Source organism: Ruegeria sp. HKCCA6837 (assembly GCF_013034475.1).
Lineage (GTDB): Bacteria > Pseudomonadota > Alphaproteobacteria > Rhodobacterales > Rhodobacteraceae > Ruegeria.
Window position 1 is genome coordinate 110402 of record NZ_WQGD01000003.1, and the last position, 26035, is coordinate 136436.

General features: G+C 57.7%; 26 protein-coding genes. 20 read left to right on the forward strand and 6 right to left on the reverse strand.

Features of this window, described 5'->3' with window-relative positions:
* Positions 1-20: 20 nt before the first annotated feature.
* The 4 genes from cobU to GOV91_RS06745 are packed head-to-tail and all read left to right on the forward strand — an operon-like array spanning position 21 to position 3622.
* On the forward strand, positions 21-542 hold the full coding sequence (gene cobU / locus GOV91_RS06730) for a bifunctional adenosylcobinamide kinase/adenosylcobinamide-phosphate guanylyltransferase (protein ID WP_171179231.1): 522 nt from the start codon (positions 21-23) through the stop codon (positions 540-542).
* Positions 539-1117: a histidine phosphatase family protein gene (locus GOV91_RS06735; RefSeq protein ID WP_171234912.1), complete on the forward strand. Its 579-nt coding sequence runs from the start codon at positions 539-541 to the stop codon at positions 1115-1117. The genes cobU and GOV91_RS06735 overlap by 4 nt, the downstream gene beginning before the upstream one ends.
* 58 nt (positions 1118-1175) lie before the next feature.
* Positions 1176-2060, forward strand: coding sequence for a glutathione S-transferase (locus GOV91_RS06740; RefSeq protein WP_171234913.1), 885 nt, complete (start codon positions 1176-1178; stop codon positions 2058-2060).
* Between the two features lie 47 nt (positions 2061-2107).
* A complete protein-coding gene (locus tag GOV91_RS06745; RefSeq protein ID WP_171234914.1) occupies positions 2108-3622 on the forward strand; it encodes a YifB family Mg chelatase-like AAA ATPase in 1515 nt (504 codons plus the stop codon).
* On the opposite strand, the gene gshB is transcribed toward GOV91_RS06745, so the two are convergent.
* The 3 genes from gshB to rsmI are packed head-to-tail and all read right to left on the reverse strand — an operon-like array spanning position 3619 to position 5842.
* On the reverse strand, positions 3619-4551 hold the full coding sequence (gene gshB, locus GOV91_RS06750; RefSeq protein ID WP_171234915.1) for a glutathione synthase: 933 nt from the start codon (positions 4549-4551) through the stop codon (positions 3619-3621). The two genes, GOV91_RS06745 and gshB, sit on opposite strands and share 4 nt — an antisense overlap.
* Before the next feature lie 60 nt (positions 4552-4611).
* Positions 4612-4983, reverse strand: a complete 372-nt coding sequence (locus GOV91_RS06755; protein ID WP_171234916.1) for a YraN family protein — start codon at positions 4981-4983, stop codon at positions 4612-4614.
* A 4-nt stretch (positions 4984-4987) separates the two neighbouring features.
* The gene (gene rsmI / locus GOV91_RS06760; RefSeq protein WP_171234917.1) at positions 4988-5842 is read right to left on the reverse strand and encodes a 16S rRNA (cytidine(1402)-2'-O)-methyltransferase; all 855 of its coding nucleotides are present in this window, start codon (positions 5840-5842) and stop codon (positions 4988-4990) included.
* 88 nt (positions 5843-5930) lie between these two features.
* Between rsmI and GOV91_RS06765 the strand changes: the two genes are divergently transcribed.
* From GOV91_RS06765 to murJ, 3 genes are read left to right on the forward strand one after another with little or no spacing between them, the layout of a single operon-like run.
* On the forward strand, positions 5931-7103 hold the full coding sequence (locus tag GOV91_RS06765) for a penicillin-binding protein activator (protein ID WP_171234918.1): 1173 nt from the start codon (positions 5931-5933) through the stop codon (positions 7101-7103).
* Complete coding sequence (locus GOV91_RS06770) at positions 7063-9882, forward strand: [protein-PII] uridylyltransferase (RefSeq protein WP_171234919.1); 2820 nt, start codon at positions 7063-7065, stop codon at positions 9880-9882. The genes GOV91_RS06765 and GOV91_RS06770 overlap by 41 nt, the downstream gene beginning before the upstream one ends.
* Positions 9879-11420 carry a murein biosynthesis integral membrane protein MurJ gene (murJ, locus tag GOV91_RS06775; RefSeq protein WP_171234920.1) on the forward strand — a complete coding sequence of 514 codons (1542 nt, stop codon included), beginning with the start codon at positions 9879-9881 and terminating at the stop codon, positions 11418-11420. Before GOV91_RS06770 ends, murJ begins: the two co-directional genes overlap by 4 nt.
* Here the strand turns inward: murJ and GOV91_RS06780 are convergent, their stop codons facing one another.
* Positions 11421-12107, reverse strand: a complete 687-nt coding sequence (locus tag GOV91_RS06780; RefSeq protein WP_171234921.1) for a rhomboid family intramembrane serine protease — start codon at positions 12105-12107, stop codon at positions 11421-11423.
* Positions 12108-12193: 86 nt separating this feature from the next.
* On the opposite strand from GOV91_RS06780, the gene trpS reads away from it, so the two are divergent.
* The 13 genes from trpS (at position 12194) to GOV91_RS06845 (ending at position 23748) form a co-directional block, all read left to right on the forward strand.
* Entirely contained in the window at positions 12194-13222 is a 1029-nt protein-coding gene (trpS, locus tag GOV91_RS06785) for a tryptophan--tRNA ligase (protein ID WP_171234922.1), read from the forward strand.
* 59 nt (positions 13223-13281) lie between these two features.
* On the forward strand, positions 13282-14145 hold the full coding sequence (locus GOV91_RS06790; RefSeq protein ID WP_171234923.1) for a branched-chain amino acid aminotransferase: 864 nt from the start codon (positions 13282-13284) through the stop codon (positions 14143-14145).
* A 77-nt stretch (positions 14146-14222) separates the two neighbouring features.
* Entirely contained in the window at positions 14223-14678 is a 456-nt protein-coding gene (locus GOV91_RS06795) for a universal stress protein (RefSeq protein WP_171179206.1), read from the forward strand.
* A gap of 9 nt (positions 14679-14687) precedes the next feature.
* On the forward strand, positions 14688-15281 hold the full coding sequence (locus tag GOV91_RS06800) for a 2-hydroxychromene-2-carboxylate isomerase (protein ID WP_171234924.1): 594 nt from the start codon (positions 14688-14690) through the stop codon (positions 15279-15281).
* 69 nt (positions 15282-15350) lie between these two features.
* The gene (locus tag GOV91_RS06805) at positions 15351-15914 is read left to right on the forward strand and encodes a NifU family protein (RefSeq protein ID WP_171234925.1); all 564 of its coding nucleotides are present in this window, start codon (positions 15351-15353) and stop codon (positions 15912-15914) included.
* Positions 15904-16494, forward strand: a complete 591-nt coding sequence (tsaB, locus tag GOV91_RS06810) for a tRNA (adenosine(37)-N6)-threonylcarbamoyltransferase complex dimerization subunit type 1 TsaB (RefSeq protein WP_171234926.1) — start codon at positions 15904-15906, stop codon at positions 16492-16494. Before GOV91_RS06805 ends, tsaB begins: the two co-directional genes overlap by 11 nt.
* On the forward strand, positions 16491-16904 hold the full coding sequence (locus GOV91_RS06815; RefSeq protein ID WP_171234927.1) for a GNAT family N-acetyltransferase: 414 nt from the start codon (positions 16491-16493) through the stop codon (positions 16902-16904). The genes tsaB and GOV91_RS06815 overlap by 4 nt, the downstream gene beginning before the upstream one ends.
* A gap of 158 nt (positions 16905-17062) precedes the next feature.
* Entirely contained in the window at positions 17063-18061 is a 999-nt protein-coding gene (locus GOV91_RS06820) for a BMP family protein (RefSeq protein ID WP_171234928.1), read from the forward strand.
* A gap of 87 nt (positions 18062-18148) precedes the next feature.
* A complete protein-coding gene (locus tag GOV91_RS06825) occupies positions 18149-19678 on the forward strand; it encodes an ABC transporter ATP-binding protein (protein ID WP_171179194.1) in 1530 nt (509 codons plus the stop codon).
* Position 19679: 1 nt separating this feature from the next.
* Positions 19680-20774, forward strand: a complete 1095-nt coding sequence (locus tag GOV91_RS06830; RefSeq protein ID WP_171234929.1) for an ABC transporter permease — start codon at positions 19680-19682, stop codon at positions 20772-20774.
* Positions 20774-21742, forward strand: coding sequence for an ABC transporter permease (locus GOV91_RS06835; protein ID WP_171179190.1), 969 nt, complete (start codon positions 20774-20776; stop codon positions 21740-21742). Before GOV91_RS06830 ends, GOV91_RS06835 begins: the two co-directional genes overlap by 1 nt.
* A 315-nt stretch (positions 21743-22057) precedes the next feature.
* A complete protein-coding gene (locus tag GOV91_RS06840) occupies positions 22058-22978 on the forward strand; it encodes a sulfite exporter TauE/SafE family protein (protein ID WP_171179188.1) in 921 nt (306 codons plus the stop codon).
* Positions 22979-22980: 2 nt separating this feature from the next.
* A complete protein-coding gene (locus GOV91_RS06845) occupies positions 22981-23748 on the forward strand; it encodes a TIGR02186 family protein (protein WP_171234930.1) in 768 nt (255 codons plus the stop codon).
* A gap of 3 nt (positions 23749-23751) precedes the next feature.
* Here the strand turns inward: GOV91_RS06845 and GOV91_RS06850 are convergent, their stop codons facing one another.
* Both GOV91_RS06850 and GOV91_RS06855 read right to left on the reverse strand, forming a co-directional pair.
* Entirely contained in the window at positions 23752-24480 is a 729-nt protein-coding gene (locus GOV91_RS06850; protein WP_171234931.1) for an SDR family oxidoreductase, read from the reverse strand.
* Positions 24477-26009: an ATP-dependent RecD-like DNA helicase gene (locus GOV91_RS06855; protein WP_171234932.1), complete on the reverse strand. Its 1533-nt coding sequence runs from the start codon at positions 26007-26009 to the stop codon at positions 24477-24479. The genes GOV91_RS06850 and GOV91_RS06855 overlap by 4 nt, the downstream gene beginning before the upstream one ends.
* Positions 26010-26035: the final 26 nt, after the last annotated feature.

A 26035-nucleotide genomic window follows, 5' to 3' on the forward strand; every position in this document is an offset into this window, starting at 1 on the left:
ATCAACTAAAGGTAAGAATTGTGTCTCCAGATTTAACCTTGGTTCTGGGTGGAGCCTCCTCGGGCAAGTCGGTTTTCGCTGAGGAACTAGTTGTTTCCGCTGGGAAAAGCCGCGTTTACCTCGCGACATCACAAGTGTTTGATAACGAGATGCGCCAGAAGGTTGATCGCCATCTCGTGCAACGCGGCGACGGCTGGAGCACGGTTGAAGAACCCCTTGATCTGGGGCCGGTTCTGGCCCGCTTGTCCCAAGATCAGATTTGCCTGATTGATTGCGCTACAATGTGGCTGAGCAATCATCTGCTGGCGGACACGGATCTGGAAACGGCACAGACCAACCTGCTGGATGCCCTGAACGACTGCCCAGCCCAGGTTGTGATTGTCTCGAACGAGGTAGGTTACGGGATCGTCCCGGACAACGCCCTCGCTCGTCAATTCCGCGAGGCGCAGGGGCGGCTGAACATCGCCTTGGCGGCGCAGGCGGATCTGGTCGTACAGGTGACAGCCGGATTACCATCTGTTCTTAAAGGCCAATTGCCATGACACGCCTGCATCTTGTCCGCCATGGGCCGACACATGCAAAAACCATGGTCGGTTGGTCAGATCTGCCTGCGGACCTGAGCGACACAGCAGCCTTGAGACGCCTGCATGATCATCTGCCGTCCGAGGCACTTGTGATCTCTTCCGACTTGTCTCGTGCCGTGGACACTGCCTCAGCCATTCAGGGCCCGCGCCGGCGCTTGCCTCATAACCCTGACCTTCGTGAGATTCATTTTGGCAGCTGGGAACTGCGTGGTTTCGCCGATATCGAAGCAGATGATCCGGAGCTGGCTTTCGCTTATTGGGATAATCCTGGGGATGTCCGCCCTCCGCAGGGCGAAAGCTGGAACGATGTCCGATCCCGGGTCGATGCCGCAATCGACATGCTTTTAGCCGAGTACACGGGGCACGATCTGGTGATCGTCGCGCATTTCGGCGTGATCCTCACGCAAGTGCAACGCGCTTTGGATCTGGACGGGCAGCAGACCTTTTCGTACCGGATCGACAATCTGTCTGTCACGGACATCGGCTTGGAAGACAACACATGGTCGGTCGGCAAGATCAATCACCTTCCGTGAACTGACCCCGCACAAATCACTGTTTTACTGGGCCACCGGCCTGCGGCATCGTTCAAGCATGACTTATGATTTGTATATCGGTGACCTCCTCTTCTCCAGCTGGTCGATGCGCGGCTGGTTGATGCTTGAGAAGTTCAAACTGCCTTATCGCAGCCACATGATCGGCCTTTATTCGGGCAGCATGAAACAAGACATGGAACCGCTGACCCCGGCCCGACTGGTTCCCGCGCTGCGTCTGCCCGAAGGGACGGTTGTGGGCGAAAGCCTGGCCATGGCCGAGACGCTGGCCGAGCGTCACCCTGAAGCTGGGCTGTGGCCTGCAGATCCCGCAGCGCGGGCAACCGCCCGCTGGCTTTGCGCTGAGATGGTTGCAGGGTTCAGCGCCCTTCGTGGCCAATGCCCGATGCAATTACAGCATGTGTGGCAAGGATTTGTCCCATCATCCCAGACTTTAGCCGATCTTCAACGGATTGAGACACTCTGGGCACACGCGCGGCGTATCTCGGGTGCGCAAGACGGTCCGTTGTTCGGCACCTATTCGCTGGCAGATGTGTTCTACACGCCCGTCGCAGCACGGATCATGGGCTATGGGCTGCCAGTGTCCGAGGTGAACCGGGTCTATTGTTTAGACCTCCTGTCGGACCCAGCCGTGAGACAATGGCGCGCAATGGGTATGACAGTTCAATACAATCCATTCCCCTATCCGCGGGAGTTGTCATCGATGCCCTGGCCGGTCGGAGGGGACTCGAACGCCAAACCGGTATCAGGCGGCCCTTCCCTCAACGAGGCTTGTCCGTACTCCGGCAAACCGGTTGCGGATTTTATGGAATTGGATGGCCAATGCTGGGGGTTCTGCAATCCGTTCTGCCGCGACAAAACCGTGGCTGATCCCGGCGCATGGCCCAAATTCACCGCCTTGCGCATGTCCGTTAACGACTCTTAAACCACACCCATGGCAGCAACGTCCTGTTAACCAAGAACAGGACTGCCATGGTCGCCCGTGCACATACCGTTGCCTTCCAAGGGGTCGATGCCCGCCCGGTCGAAGTGCAATGCGCCGTATCCCCCGGCCTGCCGGCCTTTTCCATCGTGGGCCTGCCAGACAAGGCGGTATCCGAAGCCCGTGACCGCGTGCGCAGCGCGCTGAGCGCGATGGCAATCGCCTTGCCCTCAAAGCGGATCACCATCAACCTGTCCCCCGCCGACCTACCCAAAGAAGGCAGCCATTTTGACCTGCCCATAGCCGTCGCGCTGTTGTCGGCCTTAGACATCATTCCAGCCGATGCCGCAGAAAGCACCGTAGCTTTGGGAGAGCTTTCACTTGACGGCTCTCTGGTCCCGGTGGTCGGTGCTCTGCCTGCGGCAATGACTGCGGCATCTGATGACCGGATGTTGCTTTGCCCCCGCGCCTCCAGCGCCGAGGCGGCCTGGGTCGACGCAACGCAGGTGATCGGCGCGGAGTCTCTCGGCGATGTCGTACGCCACTTCTCGGGCCAATCCCCCCTACCAGCCGCGCAGCCTGGCGAAGTAAACCTGACGCCCAGTGCACGGGATCTGCGTGATGTAAAAGGGCAGGAGCGCGCCAAACGCGCCCTGGAGATCGCTGCCGCAGGTCGTCACCATCTGATCATGATCGGAACGCCGGGATCGGGTAAATCCATGCTGGCCGCGCGGCTTCCCGGCATCCTGCCGCCCCTGACCGCAGTTGAGGCTTTGGAAACCTCAATGATCCAGTCTTTGTGCGGTTTGCTCGACGAAGGCGGCATCAATCGCACGCGCCCGTTTCGCGAGCCCCACCATACGGCCTCGATGGCCGCAATCGTCGGGGGCGGCAAAGGCGCAAAACCCGGTGAGATTTCGCTGGCTCATAACGGCGTGCTGTTCATGGATGAATTTCCTGAGTTTCCACGCACCGTTCTGGAAACCTTGCGCCAACCCATCGAAACCGGTGAAGTTATGGTGGCGCGCGCAAATGCGCATGTGAAGTATCCCTGCCGGTTCATGTTGGTGGCCGCAGCCAACCCTTGCAAATGCGGATATCTGACAGACCCCTCTCGCGCCTGCTCACGCGCGCCGGGCTGTGGCGAGGACTATCTGAACCGCATATCAGGGCCGTTGATGGACAGGTTCGACCTGAGGATTGAAGTACCGCCGGTGGAATTCACTGATCTTGACTTGCCGCCATCCGGCGACAGCTCTGCTACGGTTGCTGAACGGGTCGAAAACGCCCGCGCCATTCAGGCGAACCGATTTCAAGACACCCCACATATGCGCCAAAACGCGGATGCAGAAGGGAAGGTTCTGGAAGAGATCGCAACACCCGATGCAGAAGGTAAAGAGCTGTTGCTGAAAGCGGCAGACCGGTTTGGCCTGTCCGCCCGCGCGTTTCATCGCATTCTGCGCGTGGCGCGCACAATTGCCGATTTGGAAGGATCCGCAAACGTCCACAGATCGCACGTAGCCGAGGCGCTGAGCTTTCGCATCAGCGCCCGGGTCATGGCTTAGATTTTGGCTTCGATGGCCTGCCAGATTTTTTCGGCAATGTTGACGCCGTCAAAGCGCTCAAGCTCTTGAATGCCGGTGGGTGAGGTCACGTTGATCTCGGTCAGATAGTCGCCAATCACGTCGATACCGACAAAGATCTGACCTTTTTCTTTAAGCAGGGGGCCGATGGCCGCGCAGATCTCAAGATCACGCTCTGACAAGCCAATCTTTTCCGGACGCCCGCCTACATGCATGTTGGATCGCGTTTCACCTGCGGCAGGAACCCGGTTGATCGCACCAACAACTTCGCCGTCGACCAAAATCACCCGCTTGTCGCCATTGCTGACGTCCGGCAGAAATTTCTGCACGATCAGAGGCTCACGCGAGAAGCCCGTGAACAACTCGTGCAGAGACGTCAGGTTTCGATCATTGGCATCCAAACGGAACACGCCTGCGCCGCCATTGCCATAAAGCGGTTTGAGGATGATATCGCCATGCTTTTCCTTGAACGCTTTGATCGTTTGCAGATCACGCGCGATCATTGTCGGCGGTGTCAGGTCAGGGAAATCCAGCACCAGCAGCTTTTCCGGATAGTTACGCACCCAGAAAGGGTCGTTGACCACAAGCGTCTGACCCTTGAGACGATCCAGCAAATGCGTGGACGTGATGTAGTGCATGTCAAACGGAGGGTCCTGTCGCAACCAGACCACATCGAAATCAGCCAGATCAACCTCGCGTTCGGGTCCCAAGACGGCCGGATCACCTGCGACCCGCTGCACTGTCATGTCGTGGCCACGCGCTGTGATGCGGCCTTCCTGATAGGCCAGTTGATCCGGCCCGTAGAAAAACAGCGAATGCCCGCGCGCCTGCGCCTCTTCCGCCAGTCGGAATGAGCTGTCGGCGTTGATGTCCACGGCCCCGATCGGGTCCATTTGAAAGGCGATTTTCATGGCGTGTCCCTCAGTTTCACGCCAGATACATGGCCCAGCAGGCCCTGGGGTTCAATGGGCTTAGGCGTGACCAAAGGCGTTTTCGATGATTTGAACTGCGCCAGACCCATCCACCAGAGCCGCGTCAAAGCGCACTTCAGTGAGTTGCCCGTTTGGTTCTTTTTCTAGAAACTGAGCAGCCGAAGCGTAGATTCGATCAATCTGTCTGGCGCTGATCCGGGCCGCCGCCTTTTCAAAACTACTGCTTTTCTTGACTTCGATGAACACAAGCCCAGCCCCGTTGCGCGCGATCAGATCGATTTCACCGCCCGGGCCGCGCCAGCGTCTATGCAGAATGGTCAAGCCGCGGCGCTCATAATCCTCAGCAACCCGAAGCTCTGCCGCCTGCCCGGCGTGGTAGGAAACAGAGCCCTGATTTGTCCGCCGACCCATGTCATCATTTTCCCAGTTTCAGAGCTTTCTGGTAAATCGGTCGGCGCGGCAGGTCATACATTTTTGAAACAAGATCTGCCGCATCCCGAACCGAGTGGCTTTCCAACGCTCGCTTCAGTGCCTCTTCTACATCGGATTCGTTAACGCTTTGCGAATGGCCGCGATCGACCAGCACGACGATTTCACCTTTGACCGTCTTGTCTTGGTACTGCTCGGCCAAATCGGCCAGGGTGCCACGGCGGATCTCTTCGAACTTCTTGGTCAATTCGCGACACAGCGCTGCCTGTCGATCCGCCCCCAGAACCATGGCCAGATCTGACAAGCTGGTGGATACACGTTTTGGGGATTCGTAGAACACAAGCGTGCCGGGAATGTCCTTCAATGCCTCAATCCGGGCGCGGCGTGCCCCGGATGCATTGGGCAAAAACCCTGCGAAAAAGAAAGCGTCTGTCGGAAGACCTGCCAAGGTCAGCGCTGTCAAGGCCGCCGACGCGCCGGGGGCGCAGGTAACCATATGACCGGCCTCAGCCGCCTGCTTGCCCAGATCATAGCCCGGATCCGCAATCAGCGGCATGCCCGCCTCGGACGCATAGGCAACCGATTGCCCCTGCGCCAATGCCTGCATGAGTTTATCGCGCACGCCTGCGCCGCTGTGGTCGTGATAGGCATGGATTCGGCGCCCCTCGAGCGGGATGCCGTGGATTTCCATCAATCGGCGCAGGCTTCGGGTGTCCTCCGCTGCGATCACGTCGGCAGATGCCAGAACATCCAAGGCCCTGAGCGTAATGTCGCGCGCGGTTCCGATCGGAGTGGCAACAAAATACAGGCCCGCAGTCAATCTGATCTTTTGGAAATTCAAAGCTGGACCCTCACAGCGTGACGTTTATTATCGCGGCTCGACAGAACAGAAGCATTCATAGCCGTCGGATCAGGGAGTTTTCATTTAGATGTTCACCGTTTGCAAGCCCGTTAGCAAGTTGGCGAAAGCCGCCGCTGCCCTGACAACCGCGGCGTTTCTGGCCGCCTGTGAACCCGGCGGCCTTGGGGGTGGACCTTCGATCAATACTTCTGCTCCGGTTCCGGTGGCCCTGCTTGTCCCCAGCGGGTCTGGCCAGTCAGGCGATGCGGCATTGGCGCAAAGTCTGGAAAATGCCGCGCGTCTGGCAATGTCTGATCTGCCCAATGTGACAATTGACCTGCGCGTTTACGACACTGCCGGAAACCCGAACACGGCAACGGCCGTGGCCCAGCAAGCAGTTGCGGATGGTGCCAAGATCATTATCGGCCCGGTCTATGCGCAGGCCGCAAATGCCGCCGGGTTGGCGGTGTTGAGTAACAACGTCAACGTTCTTTCGTTTTCGAACAACACCAGCATCGCAGGCGGCAACGTCTTTGTCCTGGGCCCAACATTCGACAATACGGCCAACCGGCTGGCGAACTTTGCGGGCAGTCAGGGCAAGGTCAACACGGTGATCGTGCACAGCAACGACGCCGCAGGCCAATTGGGCCAAGCTGCGATTGCCAACGCGCTGGCCAGCAGCCCGGTCAACAACGCCGGCACTGTTGGCTACGACCGCTCGCAGCAGGGCGTTATCAACTCGGTGCCCACAATCAAAGCAACAGTTGATTCGACCGGAGCCGATTCGATTTTCCTAACTGCTACGACGGCGGGTGCCCTGCCATTGTTCTCGCAATTGTTGCCCGAGGCCGGAGTTTCTCAGGCCACGACGCAATTCATCGGTCTGACGCGCTGGGATATTCCCCCGCAAACATTGGAACTGCCAGGTGTACAAGGCGGCTGGTTTGCGCTGCCCGATCCGTCCAAGGCACAGGCATATCGCCAACGTTACAACGCGACATATGGCGAAGCGCCCCACCCGATCAGCGGTTTGGCCTATGATGGTATTGCTGCCATCGGGGCTCTGGTCAGCCAAGGCAAATCCGACGCTCTGACCTCTGCGGCCCTGACTCAGAACGCCGGCTTCCAGGGCGTCGGCGGCATCTTCCGCCTGCGTCCGAACGGCACCAACGAACGCGGCCTGGCGGTCGCCACGATCCAGAACAAACAGGTGGTTGTTATTGACCCTGCCCCACAAAGCTTCTCTGGCGCCGGCTTCTGATCAGCCGGGCGTCAGCCCTTTGCCTAAGAGCTCATTAATCTGCCCCGCCGAAGACATCTTCGACAGTGCCAACGTCAACGACGCGCTGGCGCTGGCGTTTGAATCATGCACGGACAACAGCAAAGTACGGGCCGAAACGGTGCGTATCTTGCGCGATGCGCAAAAAGCCGGGCGCGCGGCGATTGCCGAAGCCTTTGGCAAACAGCCTTTCGAGGCCCGCGCACTGACACGGTCCTACACCTATCTGACGGATCAGTTGGTCGGAACGGCAATGCAGGTGTCCAGCACACGCCTGCATCCGCTTGCGACACCCACCCAAGGTGAAAAGATCGCGGTTCTGGCGGTCGGCGGTTACGGGCGTGGAGAAATGGCGCCATCGTCGGATGTCGACCTGTTGTTCCTGACCCCCTATAAAATCACAGCCTGGGCCGAAAGCGTCATTGAATCGATGCTATACATTTTGTGGGACCTGCGGCTAAAGGTCGGGCATTCGTCGCGTACGATCAAAGACTGCTTGCGGCTGGGCTCCGAGGATTTCACGATCCGCACCGCCATGTTGGAACAACGCTATCTGGCAGGCGACAGGGCGCTGGCGGACGATTTGGATCAACGCCTGAAAAACGAGTTGTTCAAAGGGACTGAACGCGAATTCATCGAAGCCAAGCTGAAGGAACGGGACGAGCGGCACCTGAAACAAGGTGAGCGCTACATGGTCGAACCGAATGTGAAAGAAGGCAAAGGCGGTTTGCGTGACCTTCAATCGCTCTATTGGATCGCAAAATATGTCTATGGCGTGCAGGACGTGGCCGAATTGGTTCCATTAGGTCTGTTCACCCCAGAAGAGTTTGAGACCTTTGTTCAGGCCGAAGAGTTCCTGTGGGCCGTCCGGTCTCATCTGCATCTGGTGACGGGCCGCGCCACCGAACAGCTGACTTTCGACATGCAGGTCGAGGTGGCCGCACGCATGGGCTATGAAGACCGCGCCGGTCGCCGCGCAGTCGAGGTGTTCATGCAGCGCTATTTCCGCGAGGCCACCCGTGTGGGCGAACTGACTCGGATTTTCTTGACCAAGCTCGAAGCGCTCCACATGAAAAGCGCGCCGTTGCTTGAACGTATTTTCCGCAGAAGCCCAAGAGTAAAGGCCGGGTACAAAGTGATCCACGGACGTCTGGACGTGGCGGACCCGGAAACATTCCTGCTGGACAAGGTAAACCTACTGCGTCTGTTCGAAGAAGGGCTGCGCACCGGCATGTTGATCCATCCCGACGCGATGCGGCTGGTTAGCGCCAACCTGCATCTGATCGACGATGAAATGCGCAACGACAAAGAAGCCAAACGCATTTTTCTGGATCTGATGCTGAAACATGGCAACCCGGAACGTGCCTTGCGCCGGATGAACGAACTGGGCGTTCTATCAGCCTTCTTGCCCGAGTTCGAACACATCGTAGCGATGATGCAGTTCAACATGTATCACAGTTATACGGTGGACGAGCATACCATCCAGTGCATCGTCAATCTGGCCCAGATCGAACGCGAAGAACTGGTGGAATCCCTGCCTCTTGCCTCTTCGATCCTTAAACTTGGTGTCAACCGAAAGGTGTTGTACGTCGCGTTGCTGTTGCATGACATCGCCAAAGGTCGCCCCGAGGATCACTCGATTCTGGGCGCGCAGATCGCACGCAAGGTGGCCCCGCGGCTGGGGCTGAGCAAATCGGAATCCGAAACCGTTGAGTGGCTGGTGCGGTATCACCTGCTGATGTCAGACATGGCGCAAAAACGCGACATTTCAGACCCACGGACCGTTCGGGACTTTGCCAAGGCTGTTCAGACGGTCAAACGGCTGGACCTGCTGACGGTTCTCACCGTTTGCGACATCCGCGGCGTGGGCCCCAACACTTGGAACAATTGGAAAGCCACATTGCTACGCGCCCTTCATGCGGAAACCAAGCGCGCGCTGGAAACCGGTATGGAAGATCTCAACCGCGCCAATCGCGGGGCTGAGGCAAAGAAAGCCCTACGTGCGGAACTGGCAGGATGGACCAAGGCGGACCTAAAAACGGAAACAGCGCGCCACTATGATCCCTATTGGCAGGGCCTCAACTTGGCGACGCATGTCGAATTCGCTGAGATGCTGCGCGCACTGGAACGCGGCGGCGATCCGGGCGCGATGGAAATCAGGCTTGAACCAGACGAAGATCGTGACGCAACGCGAGCCTGTTTTGCGATGGGCGATCACCCTGGCATCTTTGCACGTATTGCCGGGGCTCTGGCTCTTGTCGGCGCAAACGTCGTGGATGCCCGCAGTTACACAACCAAGGACGGCTACGTCACAGACGCGTTCTGGATTCAGGACGCCGAAGGACGCCCCTTCGAAGCCGCGCGCCTGCCCCGTCTGACGCAGATGATCCACAAGACGCTGCGCGGGGAAGTGGTTGCCAAGGAAGCCCTGAAGTCACGCGACAAGATCAAGAAACGTGAACGAGCATTCAACGTGCCGACCCATATCACTTTCGACAATGATGGGTCCGAAATCTACACGATCATCGAAGTTGATACGCGCGACCGCCCCGGTCTGCTCTATGACCTGACCCGGACGCTGGCGGCGGCGAATGTGTACATTGCCAACGCCGTGATTGCGACCTACGGCGAACAGGTGGTGGACGCTTTTTACGTCAAGGACATGTTCGGGCTGAAATACCACTCGGAAAGCAAGCAGCGCGGGCTTGAGGCGAAGCTGCGCAAGGCGATCACCGAGGGTGCCGAGCGTGCAGCCTCATGAAGCAAATCCGGTTGATTTCGGGCTTTTTCACGGTTGGCTTCTGGACACTCGCCAGCCGCATACTGGGGTTTTTGCGGGAAATTCTGCTGACCGCCCTCATTGGCCCTGGGCCGGTTATGGACGCGTTTGTTGCAGCCTTCCGCCTGCCGAACATGTTCCGCCGCTTTTTTGCCGAAGGCGCCTTTAACGCGGCCTTTGTGCCCATGTTCTCGAAGCGGCTGGAAGCGGACGAGAATCCGCAGGGCTTTGCGCAGGATGCGTTCAATCTTTTGGCGCTTGCTGTTCTGGCACTGGTCGGACTTGCGCTGATTTTCATGCCCGGACTGGTTTGGCTGACGGCCGAAGGTTTCTATGGTGATGAGCGGTTCGATTTGGCGGTGGATTATGGGTATGTTGTCTTTCCTTACATCCTGTTCATGTCTCTGGCCGCGCTCTTTTCTGGCGTCCTGAACGCAACGGGGCGGTTCGCGGCCGCAGCTGCCGCACCAGTTTTGTTGAACATCTTTGCCTGCACGGCGCTGATCGCCGGAGCCCTATCAGGCGGCGAGGTCATTCGGTGGCTGATCTTAGTCATTCCGGTTGCGGGCGTCGCTCAATTGGCGCTGGTTTGGGTCGCAACCGAACGTGCCGGCATTCGTATCCGGCCCGGTCTGCCTAAACTGACGCCCGAGATGCGCCGTATGGTCCGCATCGCGGTCCCCGCAGCTCTGGCGATGGGGGTCACGCAGGTCAATCTGGTTGTAGGGCAATTGGTGGCGTCGAAAACCGAAAAGGCCGTGAGCTGGCTGTTTGCGGCAGATCGGCTTTATCAACTGCCACTCGGCGTGGTCGGTATCGCCATCGGTATTGTTCTGCTGCCCGACCTGTCGCGCCGTCTGCGCGCCGAAGACAAAGAAGGCGCGCGCAACGCGTTTTCCCGTGCCGGAGAGTTCATGCTGCTGCTGACCCTGCCTTCGACGGTGGCGTTTCTGGTCATCCCGAACCCGCTGGTCTCAGTCCTATTCGAGCGGGGGCAATTCACCACTGAGGATACCACAGCCACAGCGTTGGCCGTTGCCATCTATGGCATCGGACTACCTGCATTCATGCTGCAAAAACTGTTGCAGCCATTGTATTTCGCGCGCGAGAATACGCGTTCTCCGTTTCACTATGCTGTTGTGGCAATGATCGTGAATGCGGCTTTGGCGTTTGGCCTCTTCCCGCTTGTGGGCTGGATCGCACCCGCCATTGCCGCCTCCATAGCGGGTTGGGCCATGGTCGTTCTGTTGGCCATAGGCGCGCGCAACATGGGAGACGAAGCCCGGTTCGATGACCGGTTCAAACAGCGCGCGGGCCGGATCGTACTTGCCTCTATCGGAATGGGCGCGGTTTTGTACATAGCACTTCAGGCGTTTGGGTGGACGCTGGGCGTTCCCGGTTGGAGATATCTGGCGCTGCTTGTCCTGATTATGGTCGCTGCGACTTCTTACTTCGGCCTGGGCCAACTCATGGGCGCATTCAAACTGTCCGAGTTCAAACGCGCCCTGCGCCGCTCCTGATCAGTCGCGGCGTATGCGCCCAACGATGCGATCCCAGGCGCCGGGTGCGACAAAGAAAGATACTCCGAAACCGGTGGCAAACCCGCCCAGATCGGCGACCCACTCCCAATTGCCGCCGAAGATCAGACCAAACAGGAATTGAATGCCCATCAGGACGGCAATGAGTTGAAAAGCCCGTGCCTGATTTGCGCCAACCAAAGACAGCTTACGCCACAATAACCAGGTAAATGCGCCGATCAGGCCGTAAACTGGTGGAAACCCTCCGATCAGAGGATAGCGCGGGTCCAGCAGAACAGCATAGGCCAACGCGCCCCCGATCCCTGAGACGACAAAAATCAACAGCATGGGGAAGCCGCCAAACACTTCACCGACCATCTTGCCCATGGCCAGAACGAAGACGCAAACAAACACCGCCTGCGTGAAATTGGCTGAGACAAACGGATAGGTCACGAACCGGATCACATGCTCAAATGGCCAGCGCCCGTTCAGCACCATCCAGTCGAAGATATCCGCCGAAAACGCATAGTGTTGTATCGCGTCCAGCCGCCAGCCGACCGCTGTTGGCCCTCCGACCAAACCGCGCGATCCCAGCGTAAAAGCGAGTTCAATGCCGATGATGAACAGAACCAGCGCCACAACAACGGGCGGCAAAGGGTTCACGGCGGGTGTGTAATGCTCACTGCTCATTGGGCGGGCCTTTCGCGGCTGTTGACGTCCCTGTGCCTCATGGGTAAGCGACGGGGGCTGATTTTTCCAGACGGGAGTTCCCTTCGATGACCGAGACCCAGTTCACGCCGCGCGTGTTTTCCGGCATCCAGCCTTCGGGCGGGCTGACCCTGGGCAACTATCTGGGCGCAATGAAGCGCTTTGTGGATATGCAGGGTGCAGATTTCGAAACCATCTATTGCATGGTCGATCTGCACGCGATCACCACATGGCAGGACCCCGCCGCGCTGTCCCACAACACCCGTGAACTGTGCGCAGGCTTCATCGCGGCGGGCATCGATCCTGAACAGTCGATCCTTTTCAACCAAAGCCAGGTGCCCGAACATGCGCAACTGGGCTGGATCTTTAACTGCGTTGCCCGGATGGGATGGATGCAACGGATGACACAGTGGAAGGACAAGGCAGGCAAGAACCAGCAAAACGCATCGCTGGGGCTTTTTGCCTACCCGTCGCTGATGGCGGCTGACATTCTGATCTATCACGCGACCCATGTGCCGGTCGGTGAGGATCAGAAACAGCACCTTGAGTTGACCCGTGATATTGCGATTAAATTCAACAACGACTTTGGCGTCGATTTCTTTCCCGTTACCGAGCCGGTGATCGAAGGCGCGGCCACCCGCGTCATGAGCTTGCGGGACGGGTCCAAGAAGATGTCAAAATCCGATCCGTCAGACATGAGCCGGATCAACCTGACCGACGACGCTGACGCGATTGCCAAGAAAATCCGCAAGGCCAAGACCGACCCGGACGCGCTGCCGTCGGATGTTGACGGGCTGGAGGATCGCCCCGAAGCACGCAATCTGGTCAATATCTACGCGGCGCTGAACGATCAAAGTGTTGAACAGGTTCTGGCCGAGGTAGGCGGCAAGCAGTTTGGTGACTTTAAACCGATGCTGGCCGATCTGGCGGTGGCGAAACTGGCGCCGATCTCGACCGAAATGTCTCGTTTGATGGCAGATCAGGCTGAAATTGATCGCATCCTGGCCCGCGGGGCCGAACGCGCGCGTGAGATCGCAGCTCCGATCCTGCAAAAGACCTACGAAATCGTGGGTATGGTTGGATCAGGAACGCGCTGATTGGGCTGGACCTTCGCCTGACGCGCTCCTAGGGTTTGCCTGAATAACAGGAGGGCGTCATGGCAACCGGCAAGAACATCCGGACCTATTTTGAAGGGCAATGGCACGAGGGCGATGCGCCCATCATGCGCGCAGCCGATCACGGTGCCTGGCTGGGATCGTCCGTCTTTGACGGAGCACGGTATTTTGACGGCCTTGCGCCCGACTTGCATGCGCATTGCGCACGGGTGAACCGGTCCGCCGAGGCCTTGATGCTGACCCCGACAGTCGCGACCAAAAAGATGGTCGAACTGGTACACGAAGGATTGCAGGCCTACGGACCGGACACAGCCGTTTACATCCGTCCGATGTACTGGGGGATCGACGGGGACCAAACCGCGATCGTCCCTCAGGAAAACAGCACAGGTTTCGCCATTTGTCTGGAAGAGATACCGATGGCACCAGAGACCGCCACGGTCACGCTGACGACGACACGCTTCCGCCGTCCTGTGCTGGAAAGTGCGGTCGTAAATGCCAAGGCCGGTTGCCTGTACCCCAACAACGCACGCATGCTGCAAGAGGCACGATCCAAAGGGTTCTCGAACGCTCTGGTTGCTGATGCGATGGGGAACGTGGCCGAAACCGCTACGGCCAACATATTCATGGTCAGAGATGGCGAAGTGTTTACGCCCGCCCCGAATGGCACATTTCTGGCGGGGATCACGCGGGCGCGGCACATCAAGAATCTGCGCGAGGATGGTGTGACGGTTCACGAGACTGTTCTGAGCTTTGAGGATTTTCACGAGGCGGACGAAGTGTTCATGTCCGGCAATATGAATAAGGTCACGCCGGTTACCGCTCTGGACGATACACAATTTCAGGTTGGCCCTATTGCCCGTCGCGCTCGTGGACTTTACTGGGATTGGGCTGCAAGCCAACGCTAGCTCAGCGTTGTGGACGTCTCCAAGTTGCCAGCGCGCAACCTCTGGGGCATGATCCCTGAAACTTGAAGAGGACACCCATGCGTAAGTTTCTAGTTGTTCTGGATGACAGCAGCGAATGCTTGAATGCGATGCGATTCGCCGCAATGCGGGCTGCACATACCGGCGGCGGAGTGACGATCCTGTCGGTGATCCCACCGGACGAATTCAATCACTGGATCGGTGTTGCCGAAACCATGCGTGAGGAAGCACGCGAACGTATCCATGCACATTTCGAGGTCTTCGCAAAATGGATGCGTGACAAACAAAACATCGAACCTGAGTTGGCCATTCGCGAAGGCGATCCGGTGTCGGAAATCATTGAACATGTCCAATCAGACCCCGAAATCGGCGTGCTTGTGCTTGGCGCAGGCACCGACAAGAAGGGCCCCGGTCCGCTGGTGACGCAGTTGACGAAGAATTCGGGCAGCATGCCGCTTCCGATCACTATTGTCCCAGGCGATCTGAGCAAAGAAAAACTGGAAGAGATCACCTGAGGTTCAGAGATGGCGAAAACGATACAGTTCTGGTTCGAATTCGCCTCAACCTATTCCTATCTCAGCGCAATGCGGATCGAAACCGCGGCGCAAGCCAAGGGCGTTTCGATTGAATGGCACCCTTTTCTGCTGGGCCCGATTTTTGCCGATCAGGGCTGGCGGACCTCTCCTTTCAACCTCTACCCGGCAAAGGGGCGTTATATGTGGCGCGACATGGAACGCCTCTGTGCTGCACGGCAATTGCCGTTAGTGCAACCCGATCCCTTTCCGCAGAATTCCCTCGGTGCAGCGCGCCTGACGCTTGCCATTGAGGATCACGCGAAGAGGGCTGAATTTGTCAAGGCGGTCTATACTGCCGAATTTGGGGCCGGCCGCAATATCTCGGACCCAAACATACTGAAGGATTGTCTGAAAACGGCCGACCTGCCATCTGCCATACTGAGTCGTGCGCAGGACCCCGACGTCAAGGCGGCCCTTTTTGCGCAATCCACCCGCGCCAAAGAGCTTGACCTGTTCGGAGCACCCAGTTTTTTAGTCGGAGACGAGTTGTACTGGGGCGATGATCGTCTGGACGCGGCTTTGGATCATGCCGCCTCAATTTAGAACCGTTCCAAATCTTGACTTCCCGCGCCCCTGCGCGCATATCAGAGGCACATCAGACGGAGCTGCCTCATGTTCATCCAGACCGAATCCACCCCAAACCCGGCCACGTTGAAATTTCTGCCCGGCCAAACGGTGCTTGAGGCTGGAACTGCGGACTTCCCAACAGCGGAAGCGGGCGAGAAATCCCCTTTGGCCAAACGCATCTTTGCCGTCAACGGCGTAACGGGTGTGTTCTTCGGTAACGATTTTGTCACTGTAACCAAGTCTGACGACATTCAATGGGATCACATCAAACCCGCCATTCTGGGTGCGGTGATGGAACATTACCAATCGGGCCAAACTGTGATGGGCGCGGATGCGACTGCTGCATCTGGTCATGCAGAACACACTGGCGAAGACGCTGAAATCGTCAATCAGATCAAAGACCTGCTGGACAGCCGCGTGCGTCCGGCAGTGGCTCAGGACGGTGGTGACATTACTTTCCACGGCTTTGATCGCGGTATCGTTTACCTGCACATGCAAGGCGCCTGCGCAGGCTGCCCGTCTTCGACGCTGACGTTGAAGATGGGTATCGAAAACCTGCTGCGTCACTACATCCCCGAAGTGACCGAGGTCCGCCCTGTTGCCGTCTGACCCGACGATTTTGGCATTTGATACATCGGCCGCGCATTGCGCGGCCGCTTTGCTACTTGGCGGTGAAATCGTTGCCTCTCGGGCCGAAGCAATGTCACGCGGGCAAGCCGAGCGCCTAATGCCTTTGCTTGAAGAGCTACTTGCCCAGGCTGGGTGCACATGGTCCGATCTTGACGCCATCGGTGTAGGGATCGGCCCCGGCAATTTCACCGGCATTCGAATCTCGGTCTCTGCCGCGCGTGGGCTTGCCCTGGGTCTTGATACTCCGGTCGTCGGCGTTTCAGGGTTTGATGCTTTGACGAAACTGAGCGATGAGAACCAGCTCCCCTGTATCGCTGCGCCGCGCGATCAGGTTTATGTTCAAGTCCCCGGCAGCAAACCAAGCCTGATGCCAAAGAGCGAGGCCGAGGCGCTTGGGCCTTTGTTTTCCTGCCAGGACCCAGAGAAACAGGTCCAGGCCATTGCCCGCCTGACCGCTGAACGGTGGCACGATGTCAGCGAACCACCTGCGCCACTATACGTCAGACCTGCGGACGCAGCGCCCTCGCGTGATGTGTCACCGGTCTTGTTGGACGAATGACGCCGGACGAGATGGCATCGACTCATGCCGCTGCGTTCACGCAGTCGCGCCCTTGGTCCGCCAGTGAATTTGAAAGCCTGCTGGAGAACGCCTTTACCCACTATGTGGGAGACGCTCGCTGCTTTGCCTTGTATCAAGTGATCGCGGGCCAGGCCGAACTGCTGACAATTGCGACTCACCCCTCGGTGCAACGTCAGGGCCTAGCACTGCAAACAATGCGCAACTGGCACAAACGGGCCGCCGCGTTGCATACAAGCCGGGCCTTTCTGGATGTGGCTGCGGATAATGAGCCTGCAATCGCGCTATACAAACGTTGTGGTTACCATCGTTGCGGGATGCGACCGAACTATTATCCGCGCGAAACGGGCCTAAAAGCCGACGCTCTGGTGATGGAATGCCGCCTGCCCTAAGGGCAAGGGGACATTTTTTGGACCATTTGGTCAGGAATCAATTGACCACGACGGTTGCAAACCCTCTTAATACCCGCCATCACAACAGTTATGCTCGCTAAACGTGGGTAAACGGGACTAATCTAATCCTGTGCCAACATAAAAACTGGGAGACCGAAATGACCCTGATGAAATCCTTGATGGGTGCTGCCGCTGCGGTTGCACTGACTGCGGGTGCCGCTCTGGCCGAACCGGCGCTGATCTTTGATCTGGGCGGCAAGTTCGACAAATCGTTCAACGAAGCGGCACATAACGGCGCACAGCGTTGGGCAAACGAAACCGGCGGCAAGTACCGCGAAATCGAATTGCAATCGGAAGCCCAGCGCGAGCAGGCCCTCCGCCGCTTTGCCGAAGCAGGCGCGAACCCGATCATCACCATGGGATTTGCCATGGCAGACCCGCTCAGCACGGTCGCACCTGACTATCCTGACACCAAATTTGTTGTTGTTGATGTAACCTGGCTGGACGCACCGAACCTTCGTCAGGTCGGCTTCGCCGAACACGAGGGCTCGTACCTTGTTGGAATGATGGCGGCCATGGCGTCTGAGTCCGGCACGGTTGGCTTCATCGGTGGTATGGATGTTCCACTTATCCGACACTTTGGGTGTGGCTATGCACAGGGCGCCAAAGCCGTTAACCCCGAGATCAACGTCATTGCCAACATGACAGGAACAACCCCAGCTGCATGGAACGACCCGGTAAAAGGGTCCGAGCTGACCAAAGCACAAATCAGCCAAGGCGCTGACGTGATTTATGCCGCGGCGGGCGGAACCGGTGTTGGCGTTCTGCAGACCGCAGCCGACGAAGGCATTCTGTCGATTGGCGTGGACAGCAACCAGAACCACCTGCATCCCGGAAAAGTTCTGACCTCGATGCTGAAACGTGTGGACGTTGCTGTTTATGAAGCGATGAAAGCAGGCGACAAGGTCGAAACTGGTGTGTTCGTCATGGGTCTGGCCGAAGACGGTGTTGGCGTGGCTATGGACGAAAACAACAAAGAGCTTGTTTCGGTTCGTATGAGCGACGCTGTGGATGAAGCCCGTAAAGGCATCATCAACGGCGATATCAGCGTTGTCAGCTATTACGAGAACGACAGCTGCCCCGCGCTGCAGTTCTAAGACACATGCGGGGCGGGGGTCTCCTCCGCCTCGCTTCCCACTCTGCCGCGCCGTCTGTGCGGCCCCTTCGGCAATTGAGGACAAGACATGACCGTCCCCGCCATTGAGCTCAAAGGGATTTCCAAAGCCTTTGGGCCGGTTCAGGCCAATAAAGACATTTCCATCAGCGTCGCCCCCGGTACGATCCATGGAATCATCGGAGAAAACGGTGCGGGCAAATCCACGTTGATGAGCATCCTTTTCGGCTTCTACAAAGCCGACAAAGGTGAGATTTGGATCAACGGTACCAAGACTGATATCCCGGACAGCCAGGCAGCCATCGCCTCGGGCATCGGGATGGTGTTCCAGCATTTCAAGCTGGTGGAAAACTTCACCGTTCTGGAGAACATCGTTCTGGGTGCCGAAGATGGCGGGTTGCTGGCCCCATCTTTGGCCAAAGCCCGTAAAGAGCTGAAAGAGCTGGAAGAAGAATACGAGCTGTTCGTTGATCCTGACAAGCGCATCGATGAAATTGGCGTGGGCATGCAACAGCGTGTCGAGATCCTGAAAGCACTGTATCGCAAGGCCGAGATACTGATTTTGGACGAACCAACCGGCGTGCTGACTCCGGCTGAAGCAGATCAGTTGTTCCGCATTCTCGACCGCCTGCGGGCCGAGGGGAAAACGATCATCGTGATCACGCATAAACTGCGCGAGATCATGGAAAACACTGACACCGTGTCGGTTATGCGACGCGGGCAGATGACTGCGACTGTCAAAACGTCCGAAACCAGCCCTGAAGAGCTGGCCGAGCTGATGGTAGGCCGCAAGGTTCTGTTGCAGGTCGACAAGGTCCCTGCGAAACCCGGCAAACCCATCCTGGAAATTGAAAAGCTGAGCGTTTTCGACTCGGCTGGTGTGGAAAGGGTCAAGGGGATCGACCTCACAGTGCGCGCTGGTGAAATCGTCGGCATCGCCGGGGTGGCTGGCAACGGTCAATCAGAGTTGCTTGAAGTTCTGGGCGGTATGCGCCCGGGTCAGGGCACGATCAGACTGAACGGTCAGCCTCTGGCGCTGAGTGGCGCAGGTTCGGACGGTCAGGCCCGCCGCGCCCAGCATATCGCGCACGTGCCGGAAGACCGGCAGCGTGAAGGTTTGATTATGGACTTCCACGCGTGGGAGAACGTCGCCTTCGGCTATCACCGCGACCCTGCTTATAAACGCGGTATCTTTATGGACAATGCCGCCCTGCGTGCCGATACCGAGGCCAAGATCGAGAAATTCGATGTCCGGCCGCCCGACGCATGGCTGGCTGCCAAAAGTTTTTCAGGCGGCAACCAACAAAAAATTGTCGTCGCGCGCGAGATTGAGCGGAACCCAGACCTTCTGCTGGTCGGACAACCAACGCGCGGCGTAGATATCGGCGCGATCGAGTTCATTCACAAGCAGATCGTTGCGCTGCGCGATCAGGGCAAGGCAATCCTGCTGGTTTCGGTCGAACTGGAAGAGATATTTTCGCTATCCGACCGGATTGCGGTGATGTTTGATGGTCACATCATGGGCGAACGCCTGCCTCACGAAACAGATGAAAAAGAACTGGGCCTGTTGATGGCCGGTGTTGCGGGGGAGGCCGCGTAACATGGAAAAAATGCCCAAATGGGCCGATGTGATCCTGATCCCACTGATCAGTTTACTTTTGGCTGCATTCCTGTCGGCGTTGGTGATTCTGGCCATCGGCGAAAACCCGATTGACGCTGTTAAGCTGATGGTAACCGGCGCGCTGGGGTCGACCTATGGTTGGGGCTACACGCTCTACTACGCGACCAACTTCATGTTCACCGGCCTTGCGGTAGCCGTCGCCTTTCACGCCCGGCTGTTCAATATCGGCGGTGAGGGTCAGGCCATGCTGGGCGGGCTTGGTGTCGCAATCATTTGTCTTACGATTCCGTGGCCGCACTGGAGCATTGCTTTGCTCGCTGCCTGCGCCGCTTCGGCCCTATTTGGTGCTGCCTGGGCTGCAATACCGGCCTATCTGCAAGCCAAGCGTGGCAGCCATATCGTGATCACCACGATCATGTTCAACTTCATCGCTGCCGCCGTCCTGAACTATATGCTGGTGAATGTCATGAAACCGGCCGGCTCGCAGGACCCTGCAACGGCGCGCTTCCCAGAAGCCACGCACTTGCCGAGCTTCCAGTCGATGTTCTCGACCGCAGACAATGTTGTGTTCCGGGGGGCGCCTGCCAACATCTCGTTCTTTGTGGCAGTTCTGGCCTGTTTTGTAGTCTGGGCACTGATCTGGCGGACACGGCTGGGCTATGAGATTCGAGCCTATGGTCATTCTGAAACGGGTGCTGTTTACGCCGGCATTTCGCCTGTGCGGATCACTATCATTGCGATGCTGATTTCGGGTGGATTGGCAGGCATGATGGCCATCAACAACGTCATGGGTGAGGCTGAACGTCTGGTGCTGAACCCAACCGAAGGCGCTGGTTTTATCGGTATCGCCGTCGCGCTGATGGGCCGGTCACACCCGTTTGGGGTTTTCCTGGCGGCGCTGTTGTTCGGGTTTCTTTATCAGGGCGGCGCGGAGCTGGCGCTTTGGACACAAATCCCGCGTGAACTGATCGTGGTTATTCAAGCCTTGGTCATTTTGTTCACCGGTGCGCTGGACAACATGGTACGCATGCCGCTTGAGAAACTTTTCCTTGGCATGCGGAAGAGGGCTGAGTGATGGAATTCTTCGTTACCCTCATCCAGGTACTGGATTCGACGATCCGCCTGTCCACGCCCCTGCTTCTTGCGTGTCTGGCTGGTCTTTTTTCGGAACGTGCAGGTATTTTTGACATTGGCCTCGAAGGCAAAATGTTGATGGCGGCGTTCTTTTCCGCAGCTATAGCAGCCGTCACGGGATCTGTCTGGCTGGGTTTGCTTGCTGGTATCGCATCCTCGTTGTTACTGTCCGGGCTGCACGGGTTGGCGTCAATCACCTTCCGAGGCAATCAGCTCATCTCGGGTGTGGCCATCAACTTTCTCGCCTCTGGGCTGACCGTTTTGATCGCCCAAAGCTGGTTTCAGCAAGGTGGGCGTACACCGTCCCTTTTTGGCGGAGGACGGTTCGAGCCCATCAATTTCCCGTTTGCAGAATCGCTCAGCAGTGTACCGATTGTTGGTCCGGTTTATTCCGAATTGCTCTCGGGTCATTCGATTCTGGTCTATGTGGCATTTCTGATGGTTCCAGCGACGTGGTGGGTCCTTTATCGCACACGGTTCGGCCTGCGCTTGCGGGCAGTGGGCGAAAACCCGGCGGCGGTGGATACAGCCGGCGTGTCCGTGGTTGGCCTGCGTTTCGCGGCGGTTGCCATCTGTGGCGTCTTGTGCGGTATCGCGGGTGCCTATCTGGCCACTGCCCTGCAAGCTGGGTTCGTCAAGGAAATGACCGCTGGGCGCGGGTTCATCGCGCTGGCGGCGCTCATCTTTGCGAAATGGCGCCCTTGGCACGCCATGTGGGCTTGCCTGTTGTTTGGCCTTTTGCAAGCCATCGCACTGCGGTTCCAGAACATCGATCTGGGCGGGATCGTGATCCCGGTGCAGGTCATGGATGCCCTGCCCTATATCCTGACAGTTGTGATTCTGGCTGGATTCGTTGGCAAAGCTGTGCCCCCGCGTGCAGGTGGCGAACCCTATGTAAAGGAACGCTGATAAGTCCAGTTCAGGAACAATTCTGGGTCCTGTTCGCTGCAGAGCGGCATGCAGAGTTGATTTTGCATGCCGCACCCGCTCTAAGGGGGTATGCAAGTCTACCTGTCCATAACCAAAGATTCTGTCAGCCCTTCATTTATGTTGGGCGGTGCCGGCAGGAACGGAATTGATCTCACCTTGCATCCAGAAGACTTCTTTTGGCTCATGGAGCCTGGAGGCATGTGACAATGACCTACATGCAACAGACTGCATCAATGGCTTATCATTTGACCGCATGCGGCAGCGCGGAAACGCAAAATACAAAGTGACGGTAATATGTACATCTACCTGCCCATAGCCGAAGTATCGGTGAACGCATTCCTCCTGCTTGGTTTGGGCGGAATGGTTGGCGTCTTGTCCGGAATGTTCGGGGTCGGTGGGGGCTTTCTTATGACGCCGCTGCTGTTCTTCATTGGCATTCCGCCAGCTGTCGCTGTTGCGACCGAAGCCAATCAGATTGTGGCATCGTCCTTTTCCGGTGTACTGGCGCATTTCCGACGAAAAACCGTGGACCTCAGGATGGGAACTGTGTTGCTGATCGGAGGTCTTATAGGCGCTGCTTTGGGTGTGGTTGTTTTCAACTATCTCAAGAGTCTGGGTCAGGTCGATCTGCTGGTTAAGCTGTGTTATGTGGTTTTCCTTGGCGTCATCGGTAGCCTGATGTTCGTGGAAAGTCTAAGGGCCCTGCGCAAGGCCAAAATGGGTGGGGCCGCCCCCGCCAAACGCCGTCAGCGGGGCTGGATCCACGCCCTGCCCTTCAAGATGCGGTTTCGCACATCAGGCCTTTATATTTCGGTCATTCCACCCGTTCTAGTTGGGCTTTTCGTCGGCATTTTGTCTGCAATCATGGGTGTTGGCGGCGGCTTTATCATGGTGCCCGCCATGATTTATCTGCTGGGTATGCCAACAAAGGTTGTTGTTGGCACATCGCTGTTTCAAATCATCTTCGTGACAGCCTTTACCACGATGCTTCACGCCACAACCAACTACACTGTCGACGTCGTTCTGGCAGTACTGCTGCTTGTTGGCGGTGTGATCGGCGCGCAGATCGGTACTGTTATTGGCGCGCGCATGCCAGCGGAACAATTGCGCGTTTTGCTGGCAGCTTTGGTTCTGGCAGTTTGCGGCAAACTGGCGCTTGATCTGCTTCTGGAGCCTGCCGAGCTTTACTCGCTCGGAACAGGTGGAGGACACTGAAGATGCTGCGTTCACTTATTGCCGCATTTTGTCTGTTCTGCCTTCCGGTGTCCGCAGCGGAAGAACAAGTTGTCCTGGGTCTTAGCCAGGATCGCGTTGCAATCACGGCGACCTTTGACGGCTCCGAGATTCTCATTTTCGGGGCCATCAAACGGGAAACCCCGATTCCGTCCGGCCCACCGGTCGAGGTCATCGTTGCTGTCGCCGGCCCATCCGAACCTGTCACCGTGCGCCGTAAGGATCGAAAGCTGGGGATTTGGGTGAACACCGACAGCGTCCTCGTCGATCTTGCGCCCAGTTTCTACGCTGTCGCAACCAGCGGACCATTAAACGAAATTCTCAGCGACACCGATGACCTGCGCTATCGTGTATCGATCGAGCGTGCGATCCGCTCTGTTGGTGCCGCAATGCATATCCGCGGAGCGCAGGATTTTGCAGATGCAGTGGTTCGCATCCGCGAGGAAGAAAAGCTGTATTCCATCCGCGAAGACACGGTGGCTGTAGACGAACAAACCCTGTTCCGCACCTCAATCGACATGCCTGCAGACCTGACAGAGGGGGACTATGTCGCCCGTATCTTCCTGACGCGCGGTGGAGAGGTAGTTTCGCACTACGAAACAACCATTGATGTCCGCAAAGTCGGCCTGGAACGGTTTCTGTACAACATGTCGCGCCAGCAACCTGTCTGGTATGGCTTGATGTCGCTGGTTATTGCGATTGCGGCAGGCTGGGGTGCCTCGACGGCTTTCCGTTTGCTGCGCGAAAAGTAACCTTCATCCCCTGCCGATGTAAGGCATGGTCGTGGCCATGACGGTCATGAACTGAACGTTCGCCTCGGGCGGCAAGGTTGCCATATGCATAACTGACCGTGCTGCGTCCTCAACAGCCATAGTCGGGTCAGGCGTGTCCCCTGCCGCCTGCGCGGCGTCGACAAGACCCTGAACCATCTGTGTGCGGGCGTTCCCGATGTCGATCTGGCCACAGGCAATTCCAAAGGACCGCCCGTCCAGAGACAGGCTGCGGGTCAGTCCGGTAATTGCGTGTTTTGTCGCTGAATAGTGCACAGAGTTCGGACGCGGAACATGGGCGGCAATGGAGCCGTTATTGATGATCCGTCCACCCTGAGGGTCCTGATGCCGCATGATGCCAAAGGCTTCGCGAGCGCACAGGAACATACCGTTCAGGTTGACGTTGACGCTTTGGTACCAATCCTCAAGCGCGATCTCGTCAATCGTGCCACCCGGAGCAAAGATTCCTGCGTTGTTGAACAAGACGTCCAGACGCCCAACCTTGTTCGCGAACTTGCGGAACACGGTCTTCACAGCTTCAGGATCGGTGACATCAGCAGGCAACGAAACTGCGTTGGCATGTTTCTGTGCCAGGGCATTCAACTTGTCCGCACTGCGTGCCAGCATGCCAACCGTCCACCCTTGGACCAGAAACAATTCGGCGGTGGCCAGACCAATGCCAGAGCTTGCGCCCGTCACAATTATGGATGTCATGTCTCTTCCGCCTCCAATGTCAGCGACGCCGCTGGTACAGCCCGTAAGTCATCCACCCGCAGCGGGTATGTTGGCTTTGATAAACGGTTGCGAACCACCCAAATCAACCGCTCTTGCGCCCGAGTGATCGCCACATAGGCCAAACGTTTCCACAAGGGTTGTCCGGCCTCGGTCCGACCCATTAGGGCCGCAGCGTAGATGTCAGGCGCAAAAACTTGAACCGTATCCCATTGCGAGCCCTGCGCCTTGTGGATCGTAACCGCCGCACCGTGCAGGAACGTTGCGCCCATACGCGCGGCAAAAGGAATGAATGGCTCTTCCTCGTTCGGTTTTTCGATTTGTACAATCGACGCAGCGCTGACCTGAGGGTCTTCGGCCCCCATAACGTGCAATCGCGAAAACCCCGGTTTTCGCCCCGGCCCCAGATACACAACCTGAGCCCCCTTGATCAGCCCGCGCGCCTCAAGATCCAGCCGTTTCTTGCGATGTTTTAAAGGCAGTTCGATCCCGTCGCAAATTAGCGGTTCCCCCTCCAACAGCTCGGTCTCTGGTGCGCCATGGACGTTCCTGAACGCCTGAATAAGTCGAATGCGTGTTGCATTGCGCCAAACCAAAACCGGGCTGCGCGCCATCAGGTCGACCTCGACCCGCTGCCCCCAGACCACCCTGTCGTCACGGCGGGCTGTCTCTTCGACCAAACGCTCGAAGTCTTCAAACCCCATTTCGGGGTCTGCCAGAGCATGGGCCAGATCGAGAATCGGGTTGTCCGCATCCTGCCTGTGAACCCGTTGAAGCGTCAGCTTTCGGGGCTCGGGCAAGGCTTCAAAAACCATGCTGCCCGACTGGTTCACCGGTGCCAGCTGCGCCGGATCACCGAATAACAGAAGGGTTGGAAAAATCTCTTTCAGATCCTCGAATTGACGATCATCCAGCATCGACGCTTCGTCGACAAATCCGATGTCCAAAGGTTCGTCGCGTCGCTTCCACCCAGTGATGAAATCTGATCCCCGCAAACCGGCTGCGGCCAGTGCCCCGGGCATGGACTTGTTGTTTTCGTAAAACGCCGCAGCCCGATCCAGGGCTTCATCTGTCAGTCCTTCAATCTCGGGGCGTTCATCGTTGCCCGCCAGCCATTCAGCGATGCGCTCGTATTCCGGGTCGTACACCGGCGTGTAGAGAATGCGATGAATTGTCGTGGCTGGCACACCTCGCAGGCGCAGAACGCTTGCAGCCTTGTTTGTTGGGGCCAGAATGGCAAGACTGCGCTTATCCCTGGATTTCCGGCTTTCATAGTCACCGGACACGACCTGTACCCCGGTCTCAGCCAGCGCCTTGTACAGTTCGGCCAACAGTAGCGTTTTACCCGAACCAGCCTTGCCGATCACGGCCATTACACCGGATTTTCCTGCCCCCGGCAGCTTAAGAAGTGCGTCATCTTCCAGATCGACACCCGCCGCGCGCAGCATCTCGGCGATGCTGTCAAATGCGGCGGCCTGATCATCCGAGAAGGTTACATTTTGCAAAGACATGGCGCGACCCTACAGGGCCGCGCCGA